The organism is Massilia brevitalea, from assembly GCF_030711405.1.
GTDB classification, from domain to species: domain Bacteria; phylum Pseudomonadota; class Gammaproteobacteria; order Burkholderiales; family Burkholderiaceae_D; genus Telluria; species Telluria brevitalea.
The window spans coordinates 92,807-106,374 of record NZ_JAULSI010000010.1 but is presented as its reverse complement, the minus strand read 5'-3'; the positions used below and the strand labels follow the sequence as shown (position 1 = coordinate 106,374).

The following is a 13,568-nucleotide window of genomic DNA, read 5'->3' as shown; positions in this document are numbered from 1 at the left end:
GCGGACATCATGAACATAAAGTTTATTTATGAAAAAAGGCGTTCTATACTGCAACGCAACATCGCAGTATTTACCAACCAGCGCGCTAACCAGCGCAAGAAAGGTTTCACCATGATCGCTCTCGAATACCTGCCAGTTGGCCTCGCCGTTCTCGCCGTCGTTGCACGCATTGCCATGTTCCTGCCACGCCAGCCGAAGTCGCAGAACCAGGCTGCCTGAGCCGCTGTAAATAGTGTAAAAACCCGCGTAAACACAGCAATACGCGGTTAAAAATTCTTCCGGATTATCGTCCGCGAAGTGCCCCGTCGCATGGTGGCTGCGCTAGAATGCTTTCGCAATTTTTAGCCAGAAAGCTATTCCTGGCGAATGACTAGCCAGATGATTGGCTGATTCCTTCACCCACCACTCATTCACGATGCGACTTCCTGCTCTTTCGATCTTTGCCGCGTTCATCGCCTCATCCGGCGCAGCCGTTGCGGCGCCGACGCCGATCACCCTCGACCAGGCCATGGCCAACCCCGACTGGATCGGCAACCCTGCCGAACAGGCCTGGTGGAGCTGGGACGGCAAGCAGGTCTTCTTCAAGCAGAAGCGCACCGGTTCGCAGCTGCGCGATACTTTCGAGGCTGTGCAGGGCGGCCAGCCGCGCAAGGTGGCGGATGCCGACCTGGCAAAGCTCGACAGCCCGAACGTCGTCTACAACCGCAGCCACACGCGCGCCGTGCTGGTGCGTAACGGCGACCTCTTCGAGCGCGACCTGAAGAACGGCGCCCTGGTCCAGATCAGCCGCGGCGTAAAGGCCGAAGACCCGCAGTTCTCGAGCGACGAGCGCGCCGTGCAGTTCCGCGTCGGCCACGAGTGGTTCAGCTGGGACCGCGCCAGCCGCGTGCAGGGCCCGGTCGCCCTGCCGCGCGCCGCGAAAGACCCTGCAGCGACTGACCCAGACGCCCTGCGCGACATGCAGCTGCGCCTGATCGCCACCCTGAAGCGGACCAAGGACGACCGCGACGCTGGCCGCGCCCGCGCCGAGGAAGAGCGCCGCGCCGACCCGACCCGCGCACCCGCCCCGATCTACCTGGGCGACAAGCTCACCATCGAAGGCAGCGCCCTCTCGCCCGACGGCCGCTGGCTGGTCGTGGTCACCGCGGCAAAAGGCGGCGACAAGGGCCGCGTCGGCAAGATGCCGCGCTACGTGACCGAATCGGGCTACGAGGAAACCGACGACGAGCGCACCCGCGTCGGCCGCAACAACCCGGCGCCGCATGCACTGAAACTGATCGACCTGGCCACGAATACGGTCAAGGACATCCCGTTCGACAGCCTGCCCGGCATCGCTACCGACCCGCTGGCCAAGCTGCGCGCCGACGCCAAGCTCGATCCGCTGAAGGGCAACCGCCCACTGCGTATCGCCGACCGCGCCGACGCCGTGCGCTGGACCTTCGACGGCAAGCAGGCCGCCGTGATGCTGCGCGCGGTCGACAACAAGGACCGCTGGATCGCCACCATCGACCTGCCGAACGCCAAGCTGAAACCCGTGCACCGCCTGAGTGACGAAGCCTGGGTCAACTACGACAACGCCGATTTCGGCTGGCTGCCGGACAACCGCACGCTGTGGTACCTGTCGGAAGAAAGCGGCTACTCGCACCTGTACACGTCGAGCACCGACGGCCAGGCGCGCGCCCTCACCAGCGGCAAGTGGGAAGCCGGCGACGTGCAGTGGAACTTCGACGGCAGCACGGCCTACCTGCTCTGCAACCGCAAGAACCCGGGCACCTATGAAGTGTGCGCGGTGAACGCGAAAGACGGCGCCACGCGCGAAGTGACGGGCCTGGAAGGCGTGGAGCGCTTCGCCCTGTCGCCGGACAACCGTAAACTCCTGGTGCACTACTCGACCAGCTACATGCCGATCCAGCTGGCCACGGTGCCGGTGGCGGGCGGCGCGGCGGCCAAGCTGACCGATACCCGCACCGCCGAATACAAGGCGCGCGAATGGATCCAGCCCGAATACGTGGCCGTGCCGTCGAGCGACGGCGGCGACCCGGTGTGGTCCAAGCTGTACCGCCCGGCCAAGCTGGAAGCGGGTAAAAAATACCCGATCGTGATGTTCGTGCACGGCGCCGGCTACCTGCAAAACACCAGCAAGCGCTACCCGAACTACTTCCGCGAGCAGATGTTCCACAACCTGCTGGTGGAGCGCGGCTACATCGTGCTCGATATGGACTACCGCGCCTCGAAAGGCTATGGCCGCAACTGGCGCACCGCGATCTACCGCCAGATGGGCCACCCGGAACTGGTGGACTACCAGGACGGCGTGAAGTACGTGGTGCAGAACCTGCAGGGCGACGCCCAGAACGTGGGCATCTACGGCGGCAGCTACGGCGGCTTCATGACCTTCATGGCGCTGATGCGCGCACCGGAGATGTTCAAGTCCGGCGCCGCGCTGCGCCCGGTGACCGACTGGACCAGCTACAACCACGAGTACACCGCCAACATCCTGAACACGCCGGAGCTCGACCCGCAGGCCTATAAAATCTCGTCGCCGATCGAGTACGCCGAGAACCTGCGCGGCAACCTGCTGATCGGCCACGGCATGGTCGACGACAACGTGTTCTACCAGGACTCGGTGCGCATGGCGCAGCGCCTGATCGAACTGCGCAAGGATAACTGGGAGCTGGCCAGCTACCCGCTGGAACGCCACGCCTACACCCAGCCGGAAAGCTGGTTCGACCAGTACCGCCGCATCCTGAAGCTGTTCGAACGCACGCTGAAGCAGTAAGCAGCCAGAAGTAAGCGAGCGCCCTGCGGGGCGCTTTTTGTTTTACTGTTGTATGTTCACTCCATTACTTCTCTCGCCGCCTATGATTCCTGTCCGTACTCCGCTTCGCTTTGCCCTCTTCCTCGCACTCGTCACCGGCATCGCCCATGCCCAGGATGGCTTCGTCGGCCTGCCGACCACCGGCAAGGTGGACGACAGCCGGGTGCTGTCGGCGCGCCATGGCAACGCCGCGGCGGCCGATGCGAAGGAAGCCCGGGAAACGAAGGAAATGAAGGAAGCGCCAGGCAAGGCCGCAGCGCCGGCGCCGGCGCGCAGGGCGGCGATTCCCGCCGGCGGCTTCACCGGTGTGGCGGTCGAGAACACGGGCGGAGAGCAGACGCGGGTGCCGCTCACCTTCGGCCAGGTTTTCGCACCGGGCGACCTGCCACGCGGCGCGGGCTTGTCGGGCAAACTCGCAGACGGCAGCAGCCTGCCGCTGCAGGTCGACGTCAAGGCCACCCATCCGGACGGCTCGGTGCGGCACGCGGTCATTTCGGCTTTGCTGCCGCGCCTGGCCAAGGGGCAAGGGGCCGGCATCGCCTTGGTCAAGGGCAATGCGAAGCACGGCGAGGCGGGCGCCAGGCCGGACTTCACCACTGGCGCCGTGGTCAGCATCGACATCGGCGGCGAACGGTATACCGCCTCCGCCGACCGCCTGCTCAAGGAGCAGAAGCCACAAGCCTGGCTGGAAGGACCGGTCGTCACCGAGCTGCAGGTGGCCGCGCCGCTGCGCAATGCGAACGGCGATGAACACCCGCACCTGGCGGCGCGCTTCGCGATCCGCGGCTATGCCGGCAGCGGCAAGACCCGCGTCGACGTGGTGGTGGAAAACGACTGGGCCTACGAGCCGGCGCCGCAGAACTTCACCTACAACGTCGAGGTCAAGGTCGGCGGCAACACGGTCTACGCGAAGAAGGACTTGACCCACCTGCACCACGCGCGCTGGCGCATTTTGGCCTGGGCAGGCGACGCGCCCCACATCCACCTGCGCCACGATACGGCCTACCTGATCGACTCGCGCGCGCTGCCCAACTACGACCGCTCGGTGGTCGTGTCGGATGCGGCACTGACCGCGCTGATCGGCAAATGGGAAGGGCCGAGGACCGAGCCGATGGGCATAGGCGCGGCGAATCCGGCCATGCCGGGTACGGGCGGACGCAACGACATCGGACTGCTGCCGGGGTGGGCGGCCATGTACCTGCTGAGCATGGACCCGCGCGCCAGGCAGGTCACGCTCGGCACCGCCGACCTGGCCGGCAGTTGGTCGGCGCACTACCGCGACAAGCGCACCGGCCTGCCCATCAGCCTGATGGACTATCCCTACATGACCCTGCTCGGCAATCCCGGCGACACGCGCAACCCGAAGACCGGCAAGCAGGAAGTCTTCCCGCGCTGCCCGAAGGAAGCCTGCCAGACGCCGTATGCGGTCGACAGCGCGCACCAGCCGGCCTTTGCCTACCTGCCCTATCTTGTCACCGGCGACCATTACTACCTGGAAGAGCTGCAGTTTTGGGCGATGTGGAACGTGTTCTCCACCAATCCCGGCTACCGCAAGAACATCCGCGGACTGCTCGATTCGCACCAGGTGCGCGGCCAGGCCTGGAGCCTGCGCACGCTGGCCGAAGCGGCCTACGTCACGCCCGACAGCCACCCGCTCAAGCGCGACTTCACAACCATCCTGAAGAGCAACCTCTCCTTCTACAACGAGGTCTACAGCGACAACCCGGCAGCCAACCGCCTCGGTGTGATCGATAACAAGCAGGCTGTGATCTACAAGGGCAAGACGGCGGTGGCGCCCTGGCAGGACGACTTCTTTACCTCGGCGGTCGGGCACGTGGCGGAACTCGGCTTCAAGGAGGCGCAGCCGCTATTGAAGTGGAAGGCGAAGTTCCCGATCGCGCGCATGGTCGGCGAAGGCGCCTGCTGGGTCGATGGCGCCAACTACACCATCACCGTGCGCGATGCGCCGGGTGCACCGATCTACGACAGCATCGCCCAGGCCTACCGCGGCACCATGGGCGAACTGGCCGCGCTGCCCTGCGCTGGCCAGGAACTGGCCGTCGCCACCAAGCGCAAGGTCGGCGACATGGGCGGCTACGCGGCGGAGCCGATGGGCTTCCCCTCGAACATGCAACCGGCCCTGGCCTACGCGGCTGACGTCGGCGGCGCGGCCGGCCGGAAGGCCTGGGCACGCTTCATGTCGCGCAGCGTCAAGCCCGACTACAGCAAGGCGCCGCAGTTCGCGGTCGTTCCGCGCTCGGCCGGCGCAGCGGACGAAGCGCGCTAGCCGCCGCATCAGGCGGCGCACTGCGGCAACGCAAAAGCGCGCACATGCCGGCCGCATAAAGAATTACAGGTTGTAAGCGCCATTGCAATCCGGGCATCGCTGTTGCACCTTATCGGTATAACAACCGAAGGAAGTCCAATCATGAGATGTCCCCTGAATACGCCCGCGCTCCTGGCGCTGGGCGCCGTACTGCTGGCCGGCTGCAGCGTGCAGTCTCCCGGCCAGCAGGAGTCGCCGGTCCTTGCCGAAGCGTCGCCGGCGCCGCCTCCGGCTTCAGTCTCGGCTCCTGCACCGCCGCCGCCGCCCTCTCCTTCAGTGTCCGCCTACGCTTCGCAGCAGAAGCAGAGCGTGGTCGTGACCGGCTCGTCGATCGCGGGGCAGTACCAGCCGCTGCGGCGCGCGGCGCCGCCGGGCTTTGTCGTCATTGCTCCACCACAGGCCGACAAGTTCCCGGACAAGGAAGCGAACGTCACCCAGCTGGTGTCCGAGCAGCCGGTGTCCACCTTCAGCGCCGACGTCGACACCGCCTCCTACGCCTTCGTCCGGCGCCAGCTCACCTCCGGCCGCCTGCCGCCGCCGCAGGCCGTGCGCGTCGAGGAGATGGTCAATTACTTCCCCTACCGCTACGCCGCCCCGAAGGCGCGCAACCAGCCCTTCGCCGTAACCACGGAGGTCATGCCCAGCCCCTGGAAGGCAGGCAACCAGCTGCTGCACGTCGCCGTGCGCGGCTTCGACGTCGAGCAGGCCGCACGTCCGCCGCTGAACCTGGTGCTGCTGATCGACGTCTCCGGCTCGATGGGGGGCCCCGACCGCCTGCCGCTGCTGCAGCAGGGCCTGCGCCTGTTCGCCGACCAGTTGCGCGAGAACGACCGCGTGTCCATCGTCACCTATGCCAACGGCACCCAGGTGGCGCTCGAGCCGACGCTGGGCCGCGACAAGCAGAAGATCGTCGACGCCCTCGACGGCTTGCGCGCATCCGGCGGCACCGCCGGCGGCGACGGCCTGCAGCGTGCCTATGCGCTGGCCGAGCGCCACCGCGACCCGAAGGCCGTGAACCGCGTGATCCTGGCCACCGACGGCGACTTCAACATCGGCATCACCGATCCGAAGCAGCTGGAGCGCTTCATCGCCGACAAGCGCAAGAGCGGCGTCTATTTGTCGGTATTCGGCGTCGGCACGGGCAACCTGAACGACGCCCTGATCCAGCGCCTGACCCAGTCCGGCAACGGCAACGCCGCCTACATCGACTCGCTGCTGGAAGCGCGCAAGGCCATGCAGGAAGAACTCGGCTCGACCATGTTCCCGATCGCGAACGACGTCAAGATGCAGGTCGAGTTCAACCCGCGCCAGGCGGCGGCCTACCGGCTGATCGGCTACGAAACGCGCATGCTGGCGCGCCAGGACTTCAAGGACGACAAAGTGGATGTGGGCGACATGGGCGCCGGGCACACCGTCACGGCGATCTACGAGACCACGCCGGCTTCGGAGGCGGGCAAGCTGGTCGATCCGCTGCGCTATGGCGAGGCCAGGAAGGCGGCGCCGGCTGGCAAGGGGGATGAGCTCTGTTTCGTGAAGGTGCGCTACAAGCTGCCGGGCCAGAGCACCAGCCGCGAGACTTCGCATGCGGTGCGTGCCGACAGTGTGCGCAAGGGGCTGGATGCGGCGCCGGAAGATGCGCGCTTTGCGGTGGCGGTGGCGGCGTTCGGCCAGCGCCTGCGCGGCGAGGCGCCGGTGGCGGAGTACAGCTATGCCGATATCGCGGCGCTGGCAAACGATACGCGCGGCAAGGATGCGGAGGGGTACCGCGCCGAGTTCGTGCGTCTGGTGCGGATGGCGGAGACGCTGGGCAAGACAGGGCCGGTCGGGCAACCGTAACCGGTGGTGGGCTGCGTAGGGTGGGCACTTGTGCCCACGCGGTCGAACGGTGACGTGTCGAAATGTGCCCCGGTAGGCGCCCGTTCATCGAAATTTGCCAAAGCCGCAGATGCTCGACCGATGATTACCGCGTGGGCACAAGTGCCCACCCTACGACGACAAAACCTGGAGGCGGCAACGGTGTGCTGAGCGCGGGCCTGCCTGTTATAAGATTTTGACAGACACGCCCGGTTGCACGGGCTCGACCATTCGACCATCAAGGAAACCCCATGCGCCTCCTCATCGCCCTGATCCTCCCCTGGCTCACCTTCTTCACCATCGGCCGCCCGATCGCCGGCATCATCTGCCTGATCCTGCAAGTAACCCTGGTCGGCTGGCTGCCGGCCGCCATCTGGGCCGTGTATGCCCTCAGCCAGTACAAGACCGACCAGAAGATCGAGCGCTCGATGCGCGGGCGCTAGTCAAGCCTCGGGGCCGGCCTTTTTGGGCCTGCCCCTGCCGCCCCCCTTGCCCGCAGCGTTGTCCTTGTTGCGCTCGGCCAGCAGCTCGTCGACCGACATGCCGGCCTCCTGCACGATCGCCATCACCTGCTCGCGCGCCTTGCGCAAATCGTGCCGCTGGCGTTCCTTGAGTTCCTTCTCGACGTCGAACTGCAGACCTTTCAGTTCGCCGAGGTTGTAGTTCGACAGATCGATCTGTGCCATCGCTTGTCCTCTGTTCGGTTGGAACCGCTAGCCTATCACGAGGGCAGCGCTCATGCAGCGCTTAGCCAGCTTCCTTCCCGAGCAAATCGAACAGCGTCAGCGCGACCACCTTCGTCGCCTTGCGCAGGTCCTCCAGCGCCAGCTTCTCGTCGGCCTTTTTCGCATGCGATTCCGGCACCGTGCGCGGGCCGGCGCCGTACATCACGGCCGGGATGCCGTGCTCGCCGTACAGGCGCGCATCGGCATACAACGGCGTGCCGACGGCCGGAATGGCCTCGCCCAGAATGGCGCCGGCGTTGCGCTGCAGGCTGTCCACCAGCGTCTCCGAGCCGGGCAGCGGCCGTAGCGCATGCGACAGCAGCAAGCGCCGGATCTCGACCCGGATGCCGGGCAGGTCCCGCACCGCGTCCTCGATCAGCGCACGCACCCCGGCCTCGACTGCCACCGGGTCTTCCTCGGGAATCATGCGCCGGTCCATCTTCAGCACCACCTTGCCTGGCACCACATTCGTGTTGGTGCCGCCGTCGATGCGGCCGACCAGCATGGTGGGCGAATCGATGCCGGGCACCTTCGACTTGATCTTCTTCAGTTCCGGCAGCTGGCCGTAGATGGCGTTCAGGATGTGCGTGGCCGCCTGCAAGGCGTCAATCGCCGTTTCCGGCATGGCGCCGTGGCCGGCCTTGCCGTGCACCGTGACTTCCAGCTGCAGGCAGGCGTTGTGGGCGGTAATGACCTGGTAGCTGAAGCCGGCCGCGATCACCATGTCGGGCTTTGTGAGTTTCTGTTCCAGCAGCCAGCCCGGCCCCAGCAGGCCGCCGAATTCCTCGTCGTAGGTGAAGTGCAGCTCGACCCCGCCCTTCAAGGGCAGGCCGAGTGCTTCGAGCGCACGCACGGCGAAGATGTAGGTGGCGAAGTCGCTCTTCGAGACCGCGGCGGCGCGCCCGTACAAATAGCCGTCCTCGATCTCGGCGCCGTACGGCGGCCTGGTCCAGCCTTCGCCGGGCGGCACCACGTCGCCGTGGGCATTCAGGGCGATGGTCGGCCCGTCGCCATACGGGCGGCGCACGATCAGATTGGTGATCGATTCCATGCCGTAGTCGCGCACAGCATCAGCCGGCACCGCATGCCGCTCGGCCTCCCAGCCATAGGCGCGCACCATCTCCGCCACGGCCTCGGCATGCGGGGCATTGTTGCCCGGCGGGGTATCGGTGGGAATGCGTACAACGCCCTGCAGGAAAGCGACCTGCTCGTCGAAGTGGGCGTCGATCCAGTCGAGCAGCTGTTGTCGGGCCTGGGTATCCATCATTGGCTTCCTGTCCTGGCGCCGGCCTCGAACCAGGCGCCGATCTGCGCCCTTTCGGCGTCGGTCATGTTGGTGAGGTTCGCCAGCGGCATGGCTTTCAGCTGGACGGTCTGCTGGTAGATGCGCGCGGCGTTCTGGCTGATGAGTTCAGGCGACTCCAGCATCACGCCGGCCGGCGCGGTGGCAAAGCCGGGCTGGGTCGGTTTCGCGGCGTGGCAGCTGACGCAGCGCTGGTCGACGATGTGCTTCACCTGGGTGAACTGGGCCATCGTATCGGCGCCAGAGGCCTGCGCCACGGGCGCTTTGGGCGCGATCAGCACTGCCAGCACAGCCAGCAGCGCCACGCCGGCCGCCGGATACTTCCACTCGATGCGGCCCTTGTGGCGCAGATTGAAGAAGTGGCGGATCAACACGCCCGCCGCCATGATCACCGCCAGCACGGCCCAGGCGTGCTCGTGGCGGTAGGTCATCGCGTAGTGGTTGCTGATCATGAGGAACAGCACCGGCAGAGTGAAGTAATTGTTATGCACCGAGCGCTGCTTGGCCTTGATGCCGTAGCGCGGGTCGGGCTGCTGGCCGGCCATCATCGCGTTCACCATCTTGCGCTGGCCGGGGATGATCACGTGGGCGACATTCGCCACCATGATGGTGCCGATCATGGCGCCGATGTGCAGGTAGGCGGCGCGCCCGCTGAGCAGGTGCGTGAGCACCCAGCTGCTCGCCACCAGGAAGGCAAAAATGACGACGCCGAAAGCCAGGTCACGCTTGCCGAGCGGGGACTTGCACAGCAGGTCGTAGACCAGCCAGCCCACCACCAGGCTGCCAAGGCCAATGCCGACCGCCTGCCAGCTCGAGAGGTCGGCCACGCTGCGGTCGACCATCATGGCCTGGGCATTCAGGTAATACACGACGAACAGCAGCGCAAAGCCGGACAGCCAGGTGGAATAGGCTTCCCACTTGAACCAGTGGAGTTCCTTCGGCAGCGTGGCCGGGGCCACCAGGTACTTTTGCGGGTTGTAGAAGCCGCCGCCGTGCACGGCCCAGAGTTCGCCGGCCACGCCCTTGTTCGCCAGGTCGGAACCCGGCGCGGGCGGCTTGATGGTGTTGTCGAGCCAGATGAAATAAAAGGAGGCGCCGATCCAGGCGATGCCCGTGATGATGTGCAGCCAGCGTACGAGCAGATTCATCCATTCGAGGCCGTAGGGCGCCAGGTATCCGAACACGTCCATGCAGGGTCCTCATCGTTTTTCGTGGCTATATTTCAACGAAGATACGCGGTTTTCATTTTCTACAACATGAAATATGCCGTATATTCGACATAATCGAACCGATATACATCCAAATCGCCATGGCCAGCCTGCCCCAGCACCTCGACCTGCACCTGATCCGCATCCTCTACCTGCTGCTGGTGGAGAAAAACGTCTCGCGCGTGGCGCTCAAGCTGAACCAGCCGCAGCCCTCGATCTCGGCCTCGCTGCGCAAACTGCGCGAGCTGACCGGCGACCCGCTGCTGGTGCGCGGCGCGCGCGGCATGGTGCCGACCCAGCACGGCGAAAGCCTGCTGAAACCGGCCAAGCGCATCCTCGACGAAACCGAGAGCCTGTTCATCAGGAAGTCGCCCTTCGTGCCCGAGGCGGCGGCGCGCACTTTCCACATCGCCGCGCCCGACTACCTCGACACCCAGTTCCTGCCGAACGTGGTCGCCTCGATCCGGCGCGTGGCGCCGAACAGCCGCGTGGCCATCCACAGCGTCGGGCCGGGTACCGACTACCTGCGCATGCTGTCCGACGGCGAGATGGACCTGGTGATCGCCAACTGGGACGAGCCGCCCGCGCACCTGCACATGTCGAAGCTGTTCGAGGACCCGATCGTCTGCACCATGCGCGCCGACAGCCCCTACGCCAAGCGCACCGAGGCCGATGCCATGACCATCGAAGACTACCTCAGTTTGCCGCACGTGGCGCCGTCGCAGATGCTGCCCGGCTACCACGGCGTGATCGATTCCTTCCTGGCGCGCTCCGGGCTACACCGCAAGATCGCGGTCGAGTCGCCCTACTTCGGCCTGATCCCCTACATGCTGACCCAGACCGACCTGGTCCTGACCACCGGCCGCCAGTTCATGCGCTTCTATGAAAAGGCGCTGCCGCTGAAAACCTTCACCATGCCGATCAAGTTCCCGCCGATGCGTTTCTACCAGCTGTGGCACCAGCGCGTGCATCAGTCGACGGAACACAAATGGCTGCGCGACCAGGTAAGCCAGGCGGCGCGCGCGCTGGTGCAGAAGTAACTATATCGGCCGCCGTATAAGCGCAGGCGCTATCCGGCTTTATCATCGAAGGCTCGAACCATGCGAGGCCGACCATGACTACCCTCTCCCGCCTGAACACCCTGGACGCCGCCGATTTTGTCGCGGCCCTGAACGGCATCTACGAGCATTCGCCCTGGATCGCAGAGCAGGCCGCGAGCCGGCGGCCGTTTGCCAGCTTGGCGGCGCTGAAACTGACCTTGCAGGATGTGGTCGACCATGCGCGCGAGGATGAACGCCTGGCCCTGCTGCGCGCCCACCCCGAGCTGGCGGGCAAGGCGGCGATTGCCGGCGAGCTGACGGCGGAATCGACAGGCGAACAGGCGGCGTCGGGCCTGAACCTGTGCAGCGCCGACGAATACGCGACGCTGCAGCGCCTGAATGCCGCGTACAACGAGAAGTTCGGCTTCCCCTTCATCCTGGCCGTGAGAGGCCCGACCGGACGCGGGCTGACGCGCACGGCGATCATCGACACATTTGCGCGGCGCCTGAAGCATGCTCGCCTTGATGAAATGGCGGAGGCGCTGCGCCAGGTACACCGCATCGCCGAGATCCGCCTGAATGCCCTGCTTGGGGTGACGCCGTCGATCGGCGCCCAGGTGATGGATTGGGCCGAAACGATCGCCTCCTGGAGCGATGCCGGCGAGGGCTTGACCTGCGCCTACCTGACGCCGGCGCACCGCCGTACCGCCGCCCAGATTGCAGCCTGGATGGTTGATGCCGGCATGGACACCCGCATCGATGCGGTCGGCAACGTGGTCGGGCGCTACGCCACGCTCGACGCGAACGCGAAGACCCTGATCACCGGCTCGCACTACGACACCGTGCGCAATGGCGGCAAGTACGATGGCCGCCTGGGCATCCTGCTGCCGATTGCCCTGGTGCGTGCGCTGCACGAGCGCGGCGAGCGTTTGCCGTATCACCTGGAGGTCATTGGCTTTGCGGAAGAAGAAGGCGTGCGCTTTCGCAGCACCTTCCTCGGCAGCAGCGCGATCACCGGGCAGTTCGACCTGGGCAAACTCGATGCGGTCGATGACGGCGGCGTGAGCATGCGCCAGGCTTTGCTTGAGGCAGGCCACGATCCGCAGGCGATTGCGGCGATTGCGCGCCGGCGGGAGGACCTGCTCGGCTTCGTCGAAGTCCACATCGAACAGGGGCCGGTGCTGCTCGAGCGCGGCCTGCCGGTGGGCGTGGTGACGGCGATTGCCGGCAGCTCGCGCTATCTGGTCGAACTGCAAGGCGTGGCCAGCCATGCCGGCACGACGCCGATGGGCATGCGTCGCGATGCGGCGGCGGCCGCAGCCGAGATCGTGCTGCTGGTGGAGGCGCGCTGCGACGGCGTGCCATCGCTGGTCGGTACCGTCGGCCAGCTCGAGGTGCCGGCCGGTTCGGTGAACGTGATCCCCGGCGCCTGCAAGCTCTCGCTTGACATCCGCGCGGCCGACGACGCAGTGCGGCTGGCGGCGGTGGACGATATCCTGGCCGGCATCAGCGCCATCTGCGCGCGGCGCGGCATCGACGAGAAGCTGTGGAAGATCGTGGAAGCGGAAGCGGCGCCCTGCTCGCCGCGCCTGATGGATGCCCTGGGGGCGGCGGTCGAGCGCGCCGGCGTGCCGCGTTTCGATCTGTTGTCCGGCGCCGGGCATGACGCCATGGAGATGGCGCGCATCACCGAGGTGGCGATGCTGTTCACGCGCTGCGGCAACGGCGGCATCAGCCACAATCCGCTGGAGACCATGACGGCCGACGATGCCGAACTGGCCGGGCAGGTGCTGCTGGACTTCCTGCGCAGCCTGGGGAGGGGCGCATGATGCGCTTGCGGCCAGCGCGGGAAGAAGAGATCGCCGCCTTGTGGGCACTGCGCACGCGTGCGCTTGCCCACGCCTGCCCCGGGCATTATGCGCAGGCGGTGCTGGACGTCTGGCTGCCTGCACCGGCGCCGGGCAGCATGTCGCGCCTGGTTGCGGCCGGCAGCGCGCTGGTGGCCGAGGAAGCGGGCCGCGTGCTTGGCTACACGGCGCTCGACCTGGCGCGCGGCGAAGTCGACGCCTTGTTTGTCGAGCCCGGCGAGCACGGACGCGGCATCGGCGCGCTGCTGCTCACTGCATGCGAAGACCTGGCGCGCGCGGCCGGCGGCACCCGCCTGTATTTGTCGGCCTCGCTCAATGCCGTTCCTTTCTACCGCCGCGCCGGTTTTATCTCCCTTGGCGAAGAACTGTACGCGCACCATTCCGGTATCGGCATCCCCTCCGTGCTCATGGAAAAGCACCTCTGATCGC

11 protein-coding genes are annotated in these 13,568 nt (G+C 66.2%); 8 read left to right on the top strand and 3 right to left on the bottom strand.

Annotated features, from left to right (window positions below; all coding sequences use genetic code 11):
• Positions 1–9 precede the first annotated feature (9 nt).
• The 5 genes from QWL29_RS08435 to QWL29_RS08415 all read left to right on the top strand — a co-directional run bounded on the left by QWL29_RS08435 (position 10) and on the right by QWL29_RS08415 (position 7,438).
• Positions 10–219, top strand: a complete 210-nt coding sequence (locus tag QWL29_RS08435) for a hypothetical protein (RefSeq protein WP_305822442.1) — start codon at positions 10–12, stop codon at positions 217–219.
• 196 nt (positions 220–415) lie between these two features.
• On the top strand, positions 416–2,776 hold the full coding sequence (locus QWL29_RS08430) for a S9 family peptidase (protein ID WP_305822441.1): 2,361 nt from the start codon (positions 416–418) through the stop codon (positions 2,774–2,776).
• Positions 2,777–2,858: 82 nt separating this feature from the next.
• On the top strand, positions 2,859–5,102 hold the full coding sequence (locus QWL29_RS08425) for an RIFT barrel domain-containing protein (protein ID WP_305822440.1): 2,244 nt from the start codon (positions 2,859–2,861) through the stop codon (positions 5,100–5,102).
• Positions 5,103–5,243: 141 nt separating this feature from the next.
• Positions 5,244–6,977, top strand: a complete 1,734-nt coding sequence (locus QWL29_RS08420; RefSeq protein WP_305822439.1) for a vWA domain-containing protein — start codon at positions 5,244–5,246, stop codon at positions 6,975–6,977.
• A 269-nt stretch (positions 6,978–7,246) separates the two neighbouring features.
• Positions 7,247–7,438: a YqaE/Pmp3 family membrane protein gene (locus QWL29_RS08415; protein WP_305822438.1), complete on the top strand. Its 192-nt coding sequence runs from the start codon at positions 7,247–7,249 to the stop codon at positions 7,436–7,438.
• Here QWL29_RS08415 and QWL29_RS08410 read toward each other — a convergent pair whose 3' ends face one another.
• The 3 genes from QWL29_RS08410 to QWL29_RS08400 form a co-directional block, all read right to left on the bottom strand.
• Entirely contained in the window at positions 7,439–7,681 is a 243-nt protein-coding gene (locus tag QWL29_RS08410) for an H-NS family nucleoid-associated regulatory protein (RefSeq protein ID WP_305822437.1), read from the bottom strand.
• Between the two features lie 61 nt (positions 7,682–7,742).
• Positions 7,743–8,987 carry a M20/M25/M40 family metallo-hydrolase gene (locus tag QWL29_RS08405; RefSeq protein ID WP_370663680.1) on the bottom strand — a complete coding sequence of 415 codons (1,245 nt, stop codon included), beginning with the start codon at positions 8,985–8,987 and terminating at the stop codon, positions 7,743–7,745.
• Complete coding sequence (locus QWL29_RS08400) at positions 8,984–10,213, bottom strand: urate hydroxylase PuuD (protein WP_305822436.1); 1,230 nt, start codon at positions 10,211–10,213, stop codon at positions 8,984–8,986. Before QWL29_RS08400 ends, QWL29_RS08405 begins: the two co-directional genes overlap by 4 nt.
• A 119-nt stretch (positions 10,214–10,332) precedes the next feature.
• On the opposite strand from QWL29_RS08400, the gene QWL29_RS08395 reads away from it, so the two are divergent.
• The 3 genes from QWL29_RS08395 (at position 10,333) to QWL29_RS08385 (ending at position 13,564) form a co-directional block, all read left to right on the top strand.
• Positions 10,333–11,271, top strand: a complete 939-nt coding sequence (locus tag QWL29_RS08395) for a LysR substrate-binding domain-containing protein (RefSeq protein ID WP_305822435.1) — start codon at positions 10,333–10,335, stop codon at positions 11,269–11,271.
• 74 nt (positions 11,272–11,345) lie between these two features.
• The gene (locus QWL29_RS08390) at positions 11,346–13,100 is read left to right on the top strand and encodes an allantoate amidohydrolase (RefSeq protein ID WP_305822434.1); all 1,755 of its coding nucleotides are present in this window, start codon (positions 11,346–11,348) and stop codon (positions 13,098–13,100) included.
• Positions 13,097–13,564, top strand: a complete 468-nt coding sequence (locus QWL29_RS08385; protein ID WP_305822433.1) for a GNAT family N-acetyltransferase — start codon at positions 13,097–13,099, stop codon at positions 13,562–13,564. Before QWL29_RS08390 ends, QWL29_RS08385 begins: the two co-directional genes overlap by 4 nt.
• Positions 13,565–13,568: the final 4 nt, after the last annotated feature.

What these genes read in the sequence shown, in the direction of transcription:
- QWL29_RS08435 (WP_305822442.1), top strand. Translation starts at nt 10, where the DNA reads ATGAACATAAAGTTTATTTATGAAAAAAGGCGTTCTATACTGCAACGC.
- QWL29_RS08430 (WP_305822441.1), top strand. Translation starts at nt 416, where the DNA reads ATGCGACTTCCTGCTCTTTCGATCTTTGCCGCGTTCATCGCCTCATCC.
- QWL29_RS08425 (WP_305822440.1), top strand. Translation starts at nt 2,859, where the DNA reads ATGATTCCTGTCCGTACTCCGCTTCGCTTTGCCCTCTTCCTCGCACTC.
- QWL29_RS08420 (WP_305822439.1), top strand. Translation starts at nt 5,244, where the DNA reads ATGAGATGTCCCCTGAATACGCCCGCGCTCCTGGCGCTGGGCGCCGTA.
- QWL29_RS08415 (WP_305822438.1), top strand. Translation starts at nt 7,247, where the DNA reads ATGCGCCTCCTCATCGCCCTGATCCTCCCCTGGCTCACCTTCTTCACC.
- QWL29_RS08410 (WP_305822437.1), bottom strand. Translation starts at nt 7,681, where the DNA reads ATGGCACAGATCGATCTGTCGAACTACAACCTCGGCGAACTGAAAGGT.
- QWL29_RS08405 (WP_370663680.1), bottom strand. Translation starts at nt 8,987, where the DNA reads ATGATGGATACCCAGGCCCGACAACAGCTGCTCGACTGGATCGACGCC.
- QWL29_RS08400 (WP_305822436.1), bottom strand. Translation starts at nt 10,213, where the DNA reads ATGGACGTGTTCGGATACCTGGCGCCCTACGGCCTCGAATGGATGAAT.
- QWL29_RS08395 (WP_305822435.1), top strand. Translation starts at nt 10,333, where the DNA reads ATGGCCAGCCTGCCCCAGCACCTCGACCTGCACCTGATCCGCATCCTC.
- QWL29_RS08390 (WP_305822434.1), top strand. Translation starts at nt 11,346, where the DNA reads ATGACTACCCTCTCCCGCCTGAACACCCTGGACGCCGCCGATTTTGTC.
- QWL29_RS08385 (WP_305822433.1), top strand. Translation starts at nt 13,097, where the DNA reads ATGATGCGCTTGCGGCCAGCGCGGGAAGAAGAGATCGCCGCCTTGTGG.